Source organism: Agromyces sp. NPDC057679, from assembly GCF_042799635.1.
In the GTDB taxonomy this organism is placed as follows: Bacteria; Actinomycetota; Actinomycetes; order Actinomycetales; family Microbacteriaceae; genus Agromyces.
The window spans coordinates 684,716-701,198 of the sequence record NZ_JBHVIK010000003.1; the positions used below are offsets into that span (position 1 = coordinate 684,716).

At 71.7% G+C, this 16,483-nt stretch carries 10 protein-coding genes and 2 tRNA genes; 3 read left to right on the forward strand and 9 right to left on the reverse strand.

Features of this window, described 5'->3' with window-relative positions:
• Positions 1-2: 2 nt before the first annotated feature.
• From ACFVAJ_RS16160 to ACFVAJ_RS16185, 6 genes are all read right to left on the reverse strand, one after another.
• The gene (locus ACFVAJ_RS16160) at positions 3-5,363 is read right to left on the reverse strand and encodes an Ig-like domain-containing protein (protein ID WP_376945804.1); all 5,361 of its coding nucleotides are present in this window, start codon (positions 5,361-5,363) and stop codon (positions 3-5) included.
• A gap of 149 nt (positions 5,364-5,512) precedes the next feature.
• Positions 5,513-6,223, reverse strand: a complete 711-nt coding sequence (locus ACFVAJ_RS16165; RefSeq protein ID WP_376945805.1) for a hypothetical protein — start codon at positions 6,221-6,223, stop codon at positions 5,513-5,515.
• Positions 6,220-7,908, reverse strand: a complete 1,689-nt coding sequence (locus tag ACFVAJ_RS16170) for a serine/threonine-protein kinase (RefSeq protein ID WP_376945806.1) — start codon at positions 7,906-7,908, stop codon at positions 6,220-6,222. Before ACFVAJ_RS16170 ends, ACFVAJ_RS16165 begins: the two co-directional genes overlap by 4 nt.
• Positions 7,908-9,119, reverse strand: a complete 1,212-nt coding sequence (locus ACFVAJ_RS16175; protein ID WP_376945807.1) for an FHA domain-containing protein — start codon at positions 9,117-9,119, stop codon at positions 7,908-7,910. Before ACFVAJ_RS16175 ends, ACFVAJ_RS16170 begins: the two co-directional genes overlap by 1 nt.
• Positions 9,112-9,984 (reverse strand): PP2C family protein-serine/threonine phosphatase, encoded by an 873-nt coding sequence (locus tag ACFVAJ_RS16180; protein WP_376945808.1) that lies wholly within the window; start codon positions 9,982-9,984, stop codon positions 9,112-9,114. The genes ACFVAJ_RS16175 and ACFVAJ_RS16180 overlap by 8 nt, the downstream gene beginning before the upstream one ends.
• A gap of 124 nt (positions 9,985-10,108) precedes the next feature.
• On the reverse strand, positions 10,109-11,146 hold the full coding sequence (locus tag ACFVAJ_RS16185) for a TerC family protein (protein WP_376945809.1): 1,038 nt from the start codon (positions 11,144-11,146) through the stop codon (positions 10,109-10,111).
• Between the two features lie 208 nt (positions 11,147-11,354).
• Between ACFVAJ_RS16185 and ACFVAJ_RS16190 the strand changes: the two genes are divergently transcribed.
• Positions 11,355-12,053, forward strand: a complete 699-nt coding sequence (locus ACFVAJ_RS16190; protein ID WP_376945810.1) for a TIGR00645 family protein — start codon at positions 11,355-11,357, stop codon at positions 12,051-12,053.
• A 148-nt stretch (positions 12,054-12,201) separates the two neighbouring features.
• On the opposite strand, the gene ACFVAJ_RS16195 is transcribed toward ACFVAJ_RS16190, so the two are convergent.
• The 3 genes from ACFVAJ_RS16195 to ACFVAJ_RS16205 all read right to left on the reverse strand — a co-directional run bounded on the left by ACFVAJ_RS16195 (position 12,202) and on the right by ACFVAJ_RS16205 (position 13,427).
• A tRNA-Glu gene (locus ACFVAJ_RS16195) sits at positions 12,202-12,274 on the reverse strand.
• 81 nt (positions 12,275-12,355) lie between these two features.
• Positions 12,356-12,428: transfer RNA gene (locus ACFVAJ_RS16200), tRNA-Glu, on the reverse strand.
• A 96-nt stretch (positions 12,429-12,524) separates the two neighbouring features.
• Positions 12,525-13,427: a diacylglycerol/lipid kinase family protein gene (locus tag ACFVAJ_RS16205; protein WP_376945811.1), complete on the reverse strand. Its 903-nt coding sequence runs from the start codon at positions 13,425-13,427 to the stop codon at positions 12,525-12,527.
• A gap of 72 nt (positions 13,428-13,499) precedes the next feature.
• Between ACFVAJ_RS16205 and ACFVAJ_RS16210 the strand changes: the two genes are divergently transcribed.
• Positions 13,500-14,138 (forward strand): MBL fold metallo-hydrolase, encoded by a 639-nt coding sequence (locus ACFVAJ_RS16210; protein WP_376945812.1) that lies wholly within the window; start codon positions 13,500-13,502, stop codon positions 14,136-14,138.
• A 338-nt stretch (positions 14,139-14,476) separates the two neighbouring features.
• Positions 14,477-16,381 (forward strand): hypothetical protein, encoded by a 1,905-nt coding sequence (locus tag ACFVAJ_RS16215; RefSeq protein ID WP_376945813.1) that lies wholly within the window; start codon positions 14,477-14,479, stop codon positions 16,379-16,381.
• The last annotated feature ends 102 nt before the right edge of the window (positions 16,382-16,483 follow it).

Here is a 16,483-nt window from a genome sequence, read left to right on the forward strand (position 1 = left end):
CGTCACCACGAGTTGAATCCGAGGCTGTTCCATTGGGCACCGCTGATCGCGCCGAGGGTCCTCGACGTGCCGCCGCTGACGTTCTCGAAGCGCACCGCGATCGTCTCGCCCGCCGCACGACGGCCGAGGTGGTTCTGCAGTTCGACCCGTCCGTCCGCGGCGATCGTCATCCGCTGCTGGTAGAAGCCGGTTCCGCCGTTGATCGTCGTGTAGACGTTGTACGTTCCGGCGTCCATGTTGCTCCACGTGATCCGGACGTTGCCGCACCCGCTGCCGCCGCTGTCGCAGGAACGGCTCGGGCCCTTGCCGATCGAGCCGGACGGCTGCGGGGGCGGCGCATTCTCGACGGTGAAGCGGGTCGAACCCACGGGGCCGGTCTGACCGCTGCCGTTGTTGCTCGCCTGGACCTCCACGGTGTAGGTGCCCGCACCGAGTCCCCCGAACTGGCGCGACTGACCCGTCTGCCAGCCCGACCATCCTCCGCTGTTGACTCTCGTGCGGTACTGCACACCGCCGCCGCCGGTGTCGTTCGGGGCGTCCCAGGCGACGTCCACCGTCGCGTTCGCGTAGCCGACGGACCCGTGGCGAACGTTCGTCGGGGCGGTCGGTGTGCCGTACGGCGTCGCGCTCATCGAGTTCGACCCGGCAGAAGTGCCTTTCTCGTTCACCGCGCGCACCGTGAAGGTGTACGCCCTGCCGTTCGTCAGGCTGCCGATCGTCTGGGCCGAACCGGCCGCCTCGGGGCCGAAGTTCCACGGGCCCCCGCCGCCCGAGGTCGCCTCGACCACGTATCCGGTGATGGGCGAGTTGTTCGTCGCGTTGGCGCGCCACGTCAGCCGGATGTTGCGATCGCCGCTCGCGATGTTCGTGAAGGTCGGCGCGTCGGGCTTGTCTCGAACCTCGATCGTGACCCGGCCCTGCACCTCGCGGAGCGGGTCGAGCGTCGCATCGCCGATGCGGTAGATGACGCTGAGCTGTCCGGTGAACGACGGGCCGGTGCGCACGGTGAGATCGGAGGCCGTGTGCGTCACCGAGGCGTTCGCGCCGACGTTCTGCGAGTCGATCTCGGCGGCGACGATGCGCAGCGGCTCGCCCTCGGCGTTGAACGGGTTGAAGTCGTTGGCGAGCACGTCGATCGTGCGCGCATCGCTGCGGACCATCTCGTAGGGGCCGTCATCGACCGCCTGCGGTGCCGCCCGCGTCGACGAGACGACCTTGACGTCGACGTAGCCGGGCACCGTGAACGACTCGAACTTCAGGTCGAAGCTCAGCCTCGTCGCAGTGCCGGCCTGCACGCCGCGCGGCGACGAGACGGTGAGGTTGCCGCCGTCGATCGACGCCGTGAAGTCGCTCGACGTGCCCTGGAGATTCGTGTACTCGACGCGCTCGATGTTGTCGGGGTTCGGCTGGTACGTCGACGACCGGAGGTCGATCTGAAGCGGGGCCTCGCCGGCCTCGAGGGTCTCGGTGCGCGGCGTGAACGTCGGCGGGGTGTCGTTGAAGTTCGGGTCGCCGACCGTGATGGGAATCGTGAGGAGTGCGACGCGGCCGATGGGGTCGGCGGCGCTCTCGCCGTCGGTCACCTGGAAGGTGACCGCCGCCGAACCGCGGTAGTCCTGCTCGGGAACGTACTGGAGGGTCTGCCCGTCGACGAGGGGCGACTCCTTCGCGTTTGTCGCCGATGCCGAGAGCAGCAGCGGCGGCTTGCCGGACGGCACCACGACGATGTCGTTCACGTCCCAGGTGATGCTGCCGTTCATCGGCACCACGATCTCGCCGAGGTCGGCGAGGTGCGGCGCCGGGAACTTCGCCTTCTCCTCCGCGGCGAGCTCCTCGGGCGTCTTCGGCCGCTGGGTCTCGGCGGTCGGCTCGTCGTCGCCGCCGGGGATGGGCGGCACGATGACGAACGCCTTCGCGTCGAGCTCGTCGAGCTCGTTCGTCAGGCGGAACGCCACCGCGAAGCGCTCGCTCCGGGGCTTCACGTCGATGCTCCCGTCGGGGAGCACCTCGGCGCGATCGGCGTTGGGGCCCTCGAGCGAGACCTTCAGGTCCTCGACGAGGCCGCCGGGGTTCGTCGCATCGTTCAGCGGGCGCACGTTGACGCGGTCGACGTCGACGACCTCTTCGGGCTCGATGACCTGGTCTTCCGCCGTCGGCGGCTGGATCTTCGCGTTCTTCGACACCTTGACCTGGATGAACGCCGTGTCGGCGCCGCCGCGACCGTTGGAGGCCTCGTAGCGGAGGGTGTACGCGCCCTCGGTCTCGGGGGCGGTGACGACCACGCGGCGTCGATCGCGGATCTCGGCCTCGATGCCCTCGTCGACGTCGGGCAGCTTGGAGACGTGCAGCTGGTAGCCGGACGGGTCGGAGTCGTTGAGGAGCACCTCGACGCCGACGGTGCGGCCCGGCTTCATCTCGATCGTGTCGTCGACCGCCTTCGGCGGCAGCTGCACCGCCGGGCGCGGGACGACCCCGACGCGCACGGTGCCCTTCGCGCTCGCACCCGACGTGTCCTGCACCTCATAGGTGAACGTATCGGTGCCGGCCGAGCCGGTGAGCGCCTCGTAGGTGATCGAGGTGCTGGTGCGCTCGACGATGCGCCCCAGCGCGGGCGGCGCCGAGATGCCGGTGAGCACGACCGAGTCGCCGTCGGGGTCGAGCCCGTCGAGCGGCACGTCGATCTTCACCTGCGACCCCTCGAAGGTGCGCGAGGTCAGCGGAGTCGGCAACGGGGCGCGGTTGTTCTCGTCGTCGGGCCCGATGACCGTGAAGCGCACGGTCGCCCGCGCCGTCTGCTCGAAGTCGTCGCCGATCGTGTAGACGACGCTGTACGTTCCGGGCGTCTTCGGCGCCTGGAAGCGCACCGTGTCGTCGCTGACGAAGGCGAGCCCGCCCTCGGTGACCGGGTCGATCAGTTCGGGGAGCACGCGGAACGCGGCGGCGTCGGGGTGGTAGTCGTTCTCGGTCACCGGCACGGTGACGATGTCGCCGGCACGCACGTTCACGTTGTCGTCGGCGGCGACCGGCGGCTGGTGCTTCACGAGCGGCGGCACCGGCACGACCGCGACGGATGCTGTCGCCGTGTTGAGCCCGTCGGAGACGGTGTAGCTGAACTGCAGCTGTCGATCGATCGCCTCCGATGCGGTGACGCGCGCGACCGTGTTGGTGAGGATCTCGACCGAGACGAGGCCCTCGGTGCCGGTGTCGTCGACCGACTGCACCGCGAGCACCTTGCCGGACGGCGAGACGTCGTTCACGAGGAGCGGCACGATGGCGGGTTCGCCCGGGCGGAGGTAGGCGGTGTCCTTCACCGCGATCGGCGCCGGCGCCTCGGCGGGGGGCTCGGTGACCTGGACCCGGATGAGGCCGACGCTCACCGCCGTGTCGGCGCCGAGGTTGTAGAGGAAGACGTACTCGCCCGCTTCATCGGCCGAGAAGGCGACCGTTCCGCGCTCGAGGTTCGGAGTGACGGTCGGGCCCTCGGGCACCTCGTCGACGCCCACGAGCGTGAGCGGCGCACCGGAGGGCGACAGGTCGTTCGCGAGCGGCTCGATCGCCACCGTCTCGCCCACGAAGACCTGGGCGAAGTCGGGCGTGCCGACCGGGTTCAGCGTGCCGCTCGGCTTGACCTCGACCGTGAGGGTGCCTGCGGCCTCGGTCTGCCCGTCGGAGACGACGTACTGCACCTCCTTGGTGCCGATCTCGCCGGACTGGTGCGCGAAGGTGACGAGACCGTCGGGGCTGAACCGCACCGAGTCGCCGCTCGTCGGCGACGCGTTCACCAGATAGACGTCGTCGCCGTCGGGATCGTTCCAGTCGCCGAGCACGTTGTAGGAGATCTGCCGGCTCTGCTCGACGCTCGTGGCCGCGTTGCGCAGCGACACGGGCGGCTCGTTCTCGCTCGCGGGTCGGATGCGGACGTTCACCTGGGCTTCGGCGCGGCCCCCGCGCCCGTCGTCGACCGTGTAACGGAACGACGTCGTACCGGCGGCGCCGGCGTCGGGCGTGAACTGCAGCGCCCGCCCGCCGTCGATGAGCTCGAGGCGGCCCGGCGCCCCGCTCGCGCTCGGGAGCTCGGCGACCGTCAGCACGTCGCCGTCGGGGTCGGTGTCGTTCTCGAGCACCTCGAGGATGGTGGTGCGCTCGGGGCGCACCCCGTACTCGTCGTCGCGGGCGAGCGGCGGGCGGTTGACGGGTCCGCGTTCGGCGAGCGTGTCCTCGAAGTTCTGCTGGGAGCTCTTCTCGTCGCCCTCCTCGTCCTCCGACTCCTCGGGCGGCGTCACCTCCTCCCAGTTGTCGACGAGCCGCAGGTCGGAGTCGACGAGCCAGGCGTTGCCGTTGGAGAGGTTGTTGAGCACGATCACGTCGCGGTTGACGCGGAACTCGAGTCGCGAGCCGGCCGTCGGCTGCTCGATCTGCTGCGATCGCGGCTCCTCGCCGTCGCACGCGAGCACGTACCGCGACGCGCTCGCCCAGGCGCCGTGCGCGCAGCCCTCGAGCCAGACGGGCGCAGCGACCTCGCTCGCCTTCGCGGCCGGGGCGTCGCCGCCGTTCGGGATGGTGCGCACCTCGCCGCCGCCGAGCGGCACCTCGAGCAGCGCGTCGGCGGTGGCGACGAAGGCCGAGTCGTGCTCGCCGCCGGACTGCTGCAGTCGCAGCCCCGGCTCGGGCAGCTCGATCGCCCGCCCGTCGACGACGAGCTCGTCGCGCTCCTCGTCGAGGATGACGGCGCGCTCGCCCACCGCCGCGATCTGGTGCCCGTCGAGCTTCGGCAGCTCGCGCTTCTCGGGCTCCGCGTCGATCGCGACCGTGTAGAGGGTGCGCTTCGACGGCTTCGTCGCGAACACGGTGCCCTCGCTCGAGACGGCGATGCGAGCACCTTTGCCGAGCTTCAGCAGCGGGTCGGTGCCCGCGGGGTCGAATGACAGCGCCGAACCTGCCGGCACCGTCCAGAGCTCTCCCTTCGGGGAGAGCACCGCGAGCACTTCGCCGCCATAGGCGACCGTCGAACCGGGCGGCACGTCGATGCGTTCGGTGAGCGTCGTGAACGACGGGTCGATGCGATCGATCGTGCCGAGGCTGCGATCGTAGAGGAACGCGTCGTCACCGTTCTGGAAGACGTCGAACTCGTTGGTGGCGGTGCTCACGGCCGCGTCGAGTTCACCGATCGGGCGGTTGAGCCGGCCCGCGAGCAGGTCCTGCCCGTTCGTGACCCAGACGTCGCGAGCACGAAGGTCGGGGTCGGTCACCGGAAAACCCTGGTGCAGCACCGCGAAGGTCAGCGGCACCCCGGCGATGAGGCTCAGTGCCAATGTCGTCGCGGTGGCTTTGCGCGTGCGCACCCACGTGCTGAAGCTTCCCACCACTGCTCCCCGATTAGAGACCGTCATCGATCAGGGCGGCAAGGCCCACAACGGGGTACACGGTAACACGGTCGTGCGACGCCTCCACATGGGGAGTCGTCCCCATGACGCACGCGGTCGTCGCGGAGAGGGGAAACCGCGGGCGGGGCTCAGGCCTTCGACTCGTCGCCCTCGTCGGTGCGGTCGAGCATCGGCAGGTCGTCGGCGCTCACGAGGCGGGTGGCGACGGCGTACTCGACGAGCCGGGCACGGCGGTTCGTGGCGAGCTTGCCCCGCCCGCCGCGCAGGCCGTCGACGCCGATGCGGTCGAGCTTCTCGCAGACGTTGTCGAGCTTGCGGTTGAACGTCGTCATGCTCCACCCGAGTCGTGCGGCCGCCTCGACGGAGCTCGGGACCGCGGCGCGGCCCGCGGCCGGCTGGGCGAGCACGTTCTCGGCGAGCGCGACCACGAGGAGCCGCTGGCTCGTCGTCAGCGTGACCGGCATCACCGTGGTGCCCCCGTCGGCGGGCGTCGCCGTGAGCGAGGTGTTGTAGAAGTCCTCCTCCGCGTGCACGGTGAAGTCGTACGTCGTCGCACCGGCGCTGAACATGACGTGCACGGTCTGGAAGACGAGCGGCAGCTTCGCCCCGGGAGCCACCCAGGCCTGGACGCTGCCCGTGGCGTCGGACACGGTCGCCGACAGCAGCTGCCCCACGTTCGACAGCCACCAGAGGCCGAACTCCGACGACAGGGTGAGGAAGGTGCGATGCAGGTACGGGTTCTCGTCGATGGTGAGGTCGGAGTCGCGCCCGATCGTGAACGGCGCCCCCTCCTCGACCGTGTACCACTCGCCGCAGTACTCGACGCGCAGCGGCCTCATTCCGAGCACCCCCGCACCGGCTCGGACGTCTTGCTCCCGCGCTGGACCTGGACGTCGATGCACACGATGCCGCCCGCGCCGTTCTCGACCGTGACGGTCGGCCCCTCGGCGACCTGGATGCCTCCCGAGCCGTCGGCCCGCTCCCAGCGGTAGCGGTCCCCCTCCTCGGCGTCGTCGTGCGCCAGCGCGAAGGTGACGGATGCCCCGTCGACGCTCGCGAGCTCGACGGTCGGCGCCGGCACCTGCTCGCCGAGCAGCGCGTCCTCGCCGGTGCCGCCGGGGTTCGGTTCCGCGGTGGGCTCGGGGGTCGGCGCCCCCGAGAGCGTGATCGCGATCGCGACGACCGCCGCGACGACGCCGGCTGCGACGCCCGCGACGACGACACCGACGCGGGAGCGGCGCGGCGCTCGCGTCTCGGTCGGCGCCGAGGCGGGCTCGTACGACACCGGCCCGTTCGGCGCGGCCGGGCGCACGACGGTCTGATCGGGAGCGGGCGCCGAGACCGCCGCGGACGGCCCGCGGGGCCGCAGCACCGTCGAGTCGTCGACCGGCCGGGGCGCCGGCTGGGCCGGAGCAGGGGGCTGTGCGGCGATCTGCTGCGGCGAGCGGACCTGGGTGCGGTCCTCGTCGACGGGCGGCGGCGACACGCGTGCCGGTGCGGGCGCGGCCATCGGTGCCTGCGCCCGGACCGTCTGGACCGAGCGTGCACGGGTCGCGTCGACGCCGTCGTCGTCGGGCTCCGCCTCGCGCTCGGCGGCGAGGTTCGGCACCTCGATGTTCGTCGCGGCGTAGCCGAGCTCGAGCTCGACCCGCTGGAGGGCGCGCGCGAACTCGACCGCGCTCGGATAGCGGTCGTCGCGACGGGTCGCCATTCCCTTCGCGAGCACGGCGGCGAGGCTCGCGGGCACCTCGGCGCGGCCGATCGGCGTGATCGCACCGCGCTCGATCCGGCCCATGAGGTCGAGCGACCCGTTGGAGCGCCCGGGGATCTCGAACGGGGTACGTCCGGCGAGCAGGGTGTGCACCGTCGCGGCGAGCGAGAAGACGTCGCTGCGCGGGTCGGGCTTCGGGTCGTCGTCGAACATCTCGGGCGGCGACCACGGCACGCTGAGTCCGACGGCCGACTGCCCAGTGCCCGACGCCGAGCCGGTCGCGCTCAGTTCGGACGCCGTGACGGTGTGCACCGGCAGTTCGCCCTCGAGGTTCGACGAGATGCCGAAGTCGGTGAGCGCGGGCCATCCGTAGTCGTTCGTGAGCACGTTCGCGGGCTTGATGTCGCGGTGCAGGATGCCGGCGGCGTGCGCGGTGGCGATCGCCCCGGCGAGCCGCACGCCAGTGCGCAGCGCGTCCTCGACGGAGAACGGCTCGCGCTTGTAGCGCTCGGCGAGGCTCGGGCCGGAGCAGTACTCCATGACGAAGTACGGGCGGCCGTCGGCCGAGACGTCGGCGTGGAAGATCGTGACGATGAACGGATGCGCGGAGAGCTGCGCCATGAGGTTCGCCTCGGCGACGAACTGGGCGCGGGTGTCGCGGCCGAGCTCCTCGGTGAGCAGCACCTTGACGGCGACCTTGCGGCGGGGCAGCCGCTGCTCGTAGAGGAAGACGTCGGCGAAGCCGCCCGAGCCGAGCAGGCCGAGCGAGGTGTAGCCCGGCAGCTCGGGCGGTGTCGAAGTGGCGCGTCGCATCAGTCGCCGACCACCTGGATCGTCCAGCCGCCGCCGAGGTCGACGACGGTGCCGATGAGCACGGGCGTCGGCTCCCCGGCGCGGAGCTTCACGGGCGCACGACCGGGGGCCACCACGAGCGTGCCGTTGCGCGAGTGCAGGTCGGTGACGACGACCGTGCCGCCCTCGAGCGCGAGTCGCACGTGGCTGCGCGAGATGTCGGGATCGCCGTGGCCGATCGTGACGAGTCTCGGCAGGCGCCCGCCCGAGACCTTGCTGACGCTCGGCGAGCGGCCGAGCACGATCTCGTGGCCGAGGGGCTCGAAGCTGCCGTCGGGCATGCGGACCCGGACCCCTGGCGCTGCCGCCGGCGCCGGGTCGGCGGCCGTCGGCGCAGGGCGGGATGCCTCGCGCTCGGCCCGCAGGCGCCGGATGTCGGCGCTCGCGACGGTCATGCCGTCGTGGTCCCCGGCGGCGAAGCCGACCGCCGCGCCCTCGCCGACCGGCCTCGCGACGGTCGCGTCGAGATCGGCGCCGACGCCCGGGCCGGCCAGGGCGCTCGGTGCCGTCGGCGGCGCGATCGGCGGAACCCCGGTCGCCTCGGGCGGGCGGATGAAGTCGGTCACGCCGACGATCGTCTCCTCGATCGGCGCGATCGTGTGCTCGGGGGCACGGGGCGGTTCGGCGTCGACGACGCTCGCCTGCGGAGTCGCCGGGGGCGCGGGAGGCGCCGGAGGCGCGGGTTCGGCGATGCGAGCCGCTCGTGCCGACGGAGCCCCTTCGGCGCCGCCCGCCGCCGACGCGCCCGGCACCGCGACGGCCGCCGCAGCGACCACGCCGTCGACGAACGGCAGCCACGAGGCGGCCCCCGCAGCATCCGCATGCGTGATCTCGACGCGCTCGGCGTCGTCGACGACCCGCTCGGCCCACGTCGAGACCGCCGTGCCCGAGACGACGACCTCGCCCGCGACGACCTCGAACGCACCGCGCACGATGATGCGGACGCCGCCGAGGCGCTCGCCGGCCGACTGCCAGGTCAGGAGGGCGAAGTCGGGGGTGCGTCCGAGCCCGTCGGCCGTGAGCCGCTCGAGCACCGCGGTCGTCGCCTCCGGCGAGAGCACCGCCCACAGCTCCGCGGCCACGGCCGCCGCCGATTCGCCGGAGACCAGGAGCAGAGCTCCCGGTCGCACGGCCGCGACGGCGCCGTTCGCCGCTGCGCGATACTCAGCCATCGCGTGCCCCCTCGTCCCTCGGTCTCGTGACCTCGATCCCCTCGTCGCCGCGGTCGCGCGTCGCGTCGGGATCGTCGTCGTCGCCGCCGATCTTCGACTCGACGACCACCACGCTCACGTTGTCGCGTCCGCCGTGCGCGAGCGCCTCCTCGACGAGCTCGCCCGCCATGCCCGCGGGGTGCGCCGCGTCGCCGGCGAGGATCGCGGCGATCCGCTCGTCGTCGAGCTCCTTCGTCAGCCCGTCCGAGCAGACGAGGAACACCTGGCGGCCCGCGGCCGGAATGAGCCAGACATCGGGGTCGACGACCTCGTCGGCACCGAGCGCCCTGGTGATGACGTTGCGTTCGGGGTGGCGCTCGGCGTCCTCGGCGCTGATCAGCCCCGCGTCGACCAACTCCTGGACGGCGGAGTGATCGACGCTCAGCTGCTCGAGGGTGCGGCCGTTCCACGAGTAGATGCGGGAGTCGCCGATGTTGAACACCATCCAGTGGTAGCCACCGGCATCGCCGGCGTCGACGAGCGCGACGCCCGCGAGCGTGGTGCCGGCGACGGCCGTGCCCTCCTCGCCGTGCTCGCTCAGCGCGCGCACGGCCTCGTTCGAGCTGTGGATCGCGTCGAGCACCTGTTCGGGCGAGGGCGGCGTGCCCGGCTCGACGTGGCGCCGGAACGTCTCGACGACGGCCTGGCTCGCGGCGTCGCCCCTGGCGTGCCCGCCCATGCCGTCGGCCACCAGATAGACGGGCGACTCGGCGAACACGGCGTCCTCGTTCACGCTGCGCACACGGCCGAGGTCGGTGCGGGCGGAGTGCGCGATGAGCGCCGAACCGCGGGTCAGGGCGACCACGCCCTCGACATCACCTGGCACGGGACTCCTCGATAGGGCGGGGTGTGGTCGGGACGGCAGCCCGAGCGACGCCGCCGGGCGCCGCCCGTCCACGGTAGCAACTCCGGCGCCCGAGCGCCGTCACCTGTGGAGAACGCGGCCGGCCTCAGCGGCCGGTGCGCTCGGAGTCCTCGGTGAAGTGGGGCACCTCGTCCATGAGCTTGTGCCCGCGGCGCCGCGCGTCGACGCCGGCCTTGACGAGGCTCGCCACGGTCGCGACCGCCATCGCCGCGAGGATGATGCCGAGGGACATCCACGTCGAGATCTCGGGAGCCCATTCGATGTGCTCGCCGCCGTTGATGAACGGCAGCTCGTTCACGTGCATCGCGTGCAGCACGAGCTTCACGCCGATGAAGGCGAGGATGAAGGCGATGCCGTACTTCAGGTACTCGAGGCGCTCGAGGAGGCCGCCGAGGAGGAAGTAGAGCTGGCGCAGGCCCATCAGCGCGAACACGTTCGCGGTGAACACGATGAACGCCGACTGGGTGATGCCGAAGATCGCGGGGATCGAGTCGAGGGCGAACAGCAGGTCGGTGGTGCCGATCGCCACGAACACGATGAGCATCGGGGTGAAGAAGCGCTTGCCGTCGATCGTGGTGCGGAGCTTCACGCCGTCGTACTCGTCGGTGATGCGTACGCGCTTGCGGAGGAGGCGCACGACGAAGGTCTCGCTGTCCTCGTCCTCGTGGTCGCCGCGCACCTGCTGGATCGCGGTCCACACGAGCCACGCGCCGAAGATGTAGAAGATCCAGCTGAAGTTCTCGATGAGCGAGGCGCCGAGCAGGATGAAGATGCCGCGCAGCACGAGCGCGATGATGATGCCCACCATGAGCACCTCCTGCTGCAGCTTCCGCGGCACGGAGAACCTCGCCATGATGATGACGAAGACGAAGAGGTTGTCGATCGAGAGGCTGTACTCGGTCAGCCAGCCCGCGAGGAACTGCCCGCCGTGCTCGGCGTCGCCGAGCCAGAACATCATGCCGGCGAAGACGAGCGCCAGCGCCACGTAGAAGGCGACCCAGAGCGTCGACTCCTTCATCGAGGGCACGTGCGGGCGCTTGAGCACGAGCAGCAGGTCGCCGATGAGGATGAGCGTCAGGACGATGAGCGATCCGACTTCGAACCAGACGGGGAGTTCGAGCACGTTGAACCTTTCGGAGTTCGGGGACGACGGAATCCGAAAGTCTCTCCCAGGCTGTTCGCACAGCTTCCACGACCGGAGCGGCTGCGATGGCGCTCGTATTGACGATCGTGGGCCGAGGCACGGCCTCGCGGGATACTCCCCTTCGCTCCGGCGAGTCTAGTCGAAATCGTCGCCACGTAGACTCGTACCCCCGATCCGAGGAGAGAATTTGAGCGCCACGAAGACGCCGCCGCCCCACCCCTACCGACCGACGAAGAGCTCCGCGCTCATCGGCTACTCGATCTTCGCGAGCCGTTGGCTGCAGGCCCCGCTCTACCTCGGGCTCATCGTCGCCCAGGCGATCTACGTCGTCGTCTTCATGATCGAGCTCTGGCATCTCGCCGAGGGCGTCGTCGCACACCCCGAGAAGATCGAGGAGGCCGACATCATGCTCGCCGTCCTCGGCCTCATCGACGTCGTGATGATCGCGAACCTGCTCATCATGGTCATCATCGGCGGCTACGAGACCTTCGTCTCCCGCATCAACGTCGAGGGCCACCCCGACCAGCCCGAGTGGCTCAGCCACGTGAACGCGAACGTGCTGAAGGTCAAGCTCGCGATGGCGATCATCGGCATCTCGTCGATCCACCTGCTGAAGACCTTCATCGAGGTCGGCGACATGACCGACGGCGTCGCGACGGGAACGGAGACCGGCCAGGACTACAGCTCGGAGGGGGTCATGTGGCAGGTGATCATCCACTCGGTGTTCATCCTGTCGGCGCTCGCCCTCGCCTGGATCGACCGCATGTCGTACCACAAGGTCACCCCGCACGAGGTGCACGACGGCATCCCGGTGCCGTATCCCGACGCCCGTCCCGGCCTCGACGAGCGCGACGACGAACTCGCGTCCGCGACCGCACGGCACTGAACGATCGCGGGTGCCGCCTCGCGCGGCACCCGCGATGGGCTCGAGCGCGATCGGATGCCGCGTGGCGGGCGACGCACGAGGCATCCCGCCGGAGACGACGAATGCCCCCGCCTGGGCGAGGGCATTCGTCTGCTGCGAAGCACGGTCGTGACCCCAGCGGGATTTGAACCCGCGCTGCCGCCGTGAGAGGGCGGTGTCCTAGGCCGCTAAACGATGGGGCCGTGCTGTGCGGAACTGTTCGTTCCGCGACGAATGCCCCCGCCGAAGCGAGGGCATACGTCTGTCGTCGTGATACACAGTCGTGACCCCAGCGGGATTTGAACCCGCGCTGCCGCCGTGAGAGGGCGGTGTCCTAGGCCGCTAAACGATGGGGCCGTGTTTCAGAACTCTCGTTCTGTTTTGACAACTCGAAAAGTATGACACACGGTTCCGGCACATTCCAAATCGAGCGACGGCCCCGGTTCCGGCGGCTCAGGCGAACACCCGGAGGGCCCCCGGGACGACCCTGATCGAGACCGGCGGAGCACCGATTCGCTCTCCGTCGGCGTAGGCCACGACGTCGTCGGCCTCGATGGTCACCTCGCGCGCGGTGAGGAACTCGACGGCCGGATGATCGACGTGCTCGCCCGCGAAGACCTTCGGGAACACCCCCACGAACGCCGCCCGCGAGAGCGGATGGACGATGAACACGTCGAGCAGCCCGTCGGTGAGATCGGCGTGCGGCACGATGCGCATCCCGCCGCCGAGCGAGGAGTTGTTCGCGACCGAGACGAGCATCGCCCGCTGCTCGCGGCGCACGCCGTCGATCGTGAGCACGTAGCTGCGCGGCCGGAACGTCGCGAGCTCGCGGACGATCGCGAGCGTGTACCGGCTGGGGCCGCGAGGCCGGGTCATCCGGTTCGCCCGTTCGTTCACGACGGCATCGAACCCCGCCGACACGACCCCCGCGAACCAGGTGTCGACGCTCCCCTGCCGCACGACGCCCGCGTCGATGGTGCGCACCGGCGCCCGCAGCTGCGCGAGGAGGCGCTCGGCTCCCGCCACCGGATCGTCGATCGGCAGGCCGAGGCCGCGCGCGAAGTCGTTGCCCGTGCCCGCCGCGACGACGCCGAGCGGCACCGCCGTGCCGGCCACCAGGTTCACGCCGAGCGAGGCCATGCCGTCGCCGCCGACCACGACGACGCCGTCGGTGCCGCGGGCGAATGCCCGTTCGGCCTCGCGGCGCAGCAGCTCGAAGTTGGGCTCCCTGAGCATCGCCACCTCGTAGCCCTCGCGCGCGAGCGCCTCGGCGACGGCCGGGCCCACGGCACGGTTGCGACCGAACGACGCCGCGGGGTTCACCGCGACGAGCAGGCGCTCGGGAGCTCGATCCATGGGGCGATTCTGGCAGCGAATCGGGTGACGATGCGGCTTGCGCGCCGGATCGGCGCGGTGTTGGCTCGAAGCATGCGCCTCACCAAACTCGAACACGCCGCCCTCGTCGTCGAGCACTCGGGCGACAAGCTCTACGTCGACCCCGGCAAGTTCACGACGCCGATCACCGAATCGGCCGGCACCGTCGCCGTCGTCATCACCCACGAGCACGACGACCACTGGACGCCCGATCAGCTCGAGCGCATCGTCGAGCAGAACCCCGAGGTGCGCATCTTCGGCCCCGCCGGGGTCGCCGCCGCGGCCGCCGGCCTGCCCGTCGAGGTCGTCGCCGCCGGGGACGAGGTGGAGGTCGGGCCGTTCCGCCTGCGGTTCTTCGGCGGCCGGCACGCCGTCATCCACCGGTCCATCCCGGTGATCGACAACCTCGGCGTGCTCGTCAACGACGGCTTCTACTATGCAGGCGACTCGTTCACGGTGCCCGAGGGCGTCGCCGTCGACGTGCTCGCCGCACCGGCGGGCGCCCCGTGGATGAAGATCAGCGAGGCGATGGACTTCGTCGAGGCCGTCGCTCCCCGGCGCGCGTTCCCGACGCACGAGATGCTGCTCTCGACCGCGGGCAAGGCGCTCTCGAACCTGCGCCTGGCCTGGGCGACCGAGCAGCACGGCGGCGAGTACCTCGCCCTCGAGCCCGGCGACACCCTCGACTTCTGAGCCGGACCCCGGGCACCCGACGCACTGTAGGGCGTCGACAAACGCCCCGACTCCCACCGGCGAACCGTTGTCGATCGGCACAGAGATTCCACGGCATCCGTTGAGGGATTCTCGCGCGCTGCTACGTTCAGGGCACCTCAGGCGCACCGCGCCATCGCGGCGCCACGGCGGCACCGCACCGGCGCGGCGTCGGCACCCCTGAGTCCGCGGGCGCGACCCGACCAAGACAGCGCCCGCAACCGATGACCCGCACCGTCATCGTCCTGCACCCTCCACTTCCGGGCACCCGCGCGCGTCGTACGACGTTCCGTCGCGCCCGGGCGACCCCAGGAGTCTCAATGACGAGAATCGACCCGACCGCGCATCGCCACGGCAACGGCATGAAGGTCACGGCCGTGATCCTCGCGATCGCGCTCATCGCCCTCGCGGCGTTCTTCCTGCTCACGACGAGCAAGCTCCACGACGGGGCGAACCGGCTCGCCGATGGCGCCGGCCAGGCCGGCGACGGCTCGGTAACGCTCGCCGACGGCACCGAGACGCTCGCCGGCGGGGCCGGCGACCTCGAAGACGGTGCCGCGAAGGCCGCAGCCGGCGCCGAGAAGCTCTCTGCGGGCGCCACCTCGGCCTCCGCGGGGGCGGAGCGTCTCAAGGCCGGCGCCGAGAAGAGCGCCGCCGGTGCGCTCAAGGTCTCCGACGGCGCCGCGCGCACGGCGGGCGGCGCCGCCGAGCTCGACGCCGGCGCCGGACGTCTCGTGACCGGCGCGGGCGAGCTCGACGCCGGCGCCGTGCGCCTCGAGAACGGCACCGATCTCCTCGTCGCCGGAGCCGGCGAGCTCAAGAACGGGTCGGCCGCTGCGGCCGGCGGCGCGAAACTGCTGAGCGCCGGCGCGGGCGTGCTGAGCACGGGAGCCGACGCGCTCGCCGCAGGCGCGGGGCAGGCTGCCGGCGGCGCCGCGCAGCTCAAGGCCGGTGCCGGCACGCTCGCCGAGAAGACGACCGCCCTCTCCGCCGGCAGCACCGCGCTCGCCGACGGCGCGGCATCGATCGCCGCGGGCGCCGCACAGGTCTCCGGCGGAATCGGGCAGGCGAAGACGGGTGCCGACCAGCTCCTCGCCGGTGCCGCAACGCTGAGCACCGGGGTCGCCACGCTGAAGACGAGCGGCGAGGGCCTCGCCGCGGGCGCTGCCACTGCGCATTCCGGCGCCAAGTCGGTCGCCACGGCGAATGCGAACCTGGCTGCGGGGCTCTCGGGCCTCTACGACCAGCTCGAGGCATCCGGTGCCGATGCCGCCCTGCTGGGCACCGTCGCCCAGCTTCGCGACGGCTCGGCGGCCGCGCGCGACGGCGCAGCCCAGGTCGAGGCGGCGACGGGCTCGATCGCCTCCGGGTCAGCCGCGCTCAGCGCCGGCCTCGCGAACGCGAAGGGGGGCGCCGACGCGGTGCACGCCGGTTCCACCGGTCTCGCGAGCGCGCTCGGCACCCTGGCCGCCGGTGGGGCGAACCTCGCCGGATCGTCGTCGTACCTCGCCGGCAAGGCCGGCGAGCTCGCCGAAGGCTCGGCGCTGATCGCAGCCGGTACCGGCACCCTGGCGGACAAGAGCGGCGCCCTCGCCGCCGGCACCGGGAGCGTCGCGAGCGGCGCCGCGTCGATCGCCGCGGGCGCCGGCACCCTCTTCGCCAAGTCGGGCGAACTCGCCGCCGGCAACGGTCGCCTCTTGAGCGGCACCGAGCGGCTCCTCGCGAGCTCGGGCCTGCTCGCCGCGGGCGCTGACAATCTCGCGGCGGGCACCAGCCGCCTCGTCACCAAGTCGGGCGAGCTCGCAGCGGGCACCGGCCGCCTCACCGAGGGCGCGCAGACGCTCGCGAACGGCGCAGGCGAGCTCTCGGCAGGCGCCAGCACGCTGAGCGCCGGCGCCGGCAACCTCGCCGCGGGCGCGGCGACCCTCGCGAACGGCGCCGGCGACCTCGCCGGTGGCACCGAGGAGCTCGCGGCGGGCAGCACTGAGCTCGCCTCCGGTGCCGACAAGGTGGCGGCCGGTGCGAGCGAGCTCAGCGCCGGCAACGGCAAGCTCGCCGACGGCACCGCTGAGCTCGCCGACGGCACCGCGAAGGTCGCCCCCGGGTCGCTCGCCCCGTGGCTGCTCGTGCTGCTGGGCCTCGGCGCCGCGGCGATCGCGGCCTGGATCGTGCACCGCGTGCGGTTCCGGAAGGCGGAGACGAGCGCCGAGGCCGCCGCGGCCTAGGCACCCACTCCCCGATGGGGCGGTCGAGCGATGCTCGACCGCCCCATCGTCGTCGGAAGCCCGCACCGACGTAGCCGACGCAGCCGACGCAGCCGACGCAGC

Bases quoted from the DNA above. Each gene is read 5' to 3' on its own strand.
- ACFVAJ_RS16210 (WP_376945812.1), top strand. From the start codon at position 13,500: ATGCGCCTCACCAAACTCGAACACGCCGCCCTCGTCGTCGAGCACTCG.
- ACFVAJ_RS16165 (WP_376945805.1), bottom strand. From the start codon at position 6,223: ATGAGGCCGCTGCGCGTCGAGTACTGCGGCGAGTGGTACACGGTCGAG.
- ACFVAJ_RS16175 (WP_376945807.1), bottom strand. From the start codon at position 9,119: ATGGCTGAGTATCGCGCAGCGGCGAACGGCGCCGTCGCGGCCGTGCGA.
- ACFVAJ_RS16215 (WP_376945813.1), top strand. From the start codon at position 14,477: ATGACGAGAATCGACCCGACCGCGCATCGCCACGGCAACGGCATGAAG.
- ACFVAJ_RS16170 (WP_376945806.1), bottom strand. From the start codon at position 7,908: ATGCGACGCGCCACTTCGACACCGCCCGAGCTGCCGGGCTACACCTCG.
- ACFVAJ_RS16205 (WP_376945811.1), bottom strand. From the start codon at position 13,427: ATGGATCGAGCTCCCGAGCGCCTGCTCGTCGCGGTGAACCCCGCGGCG.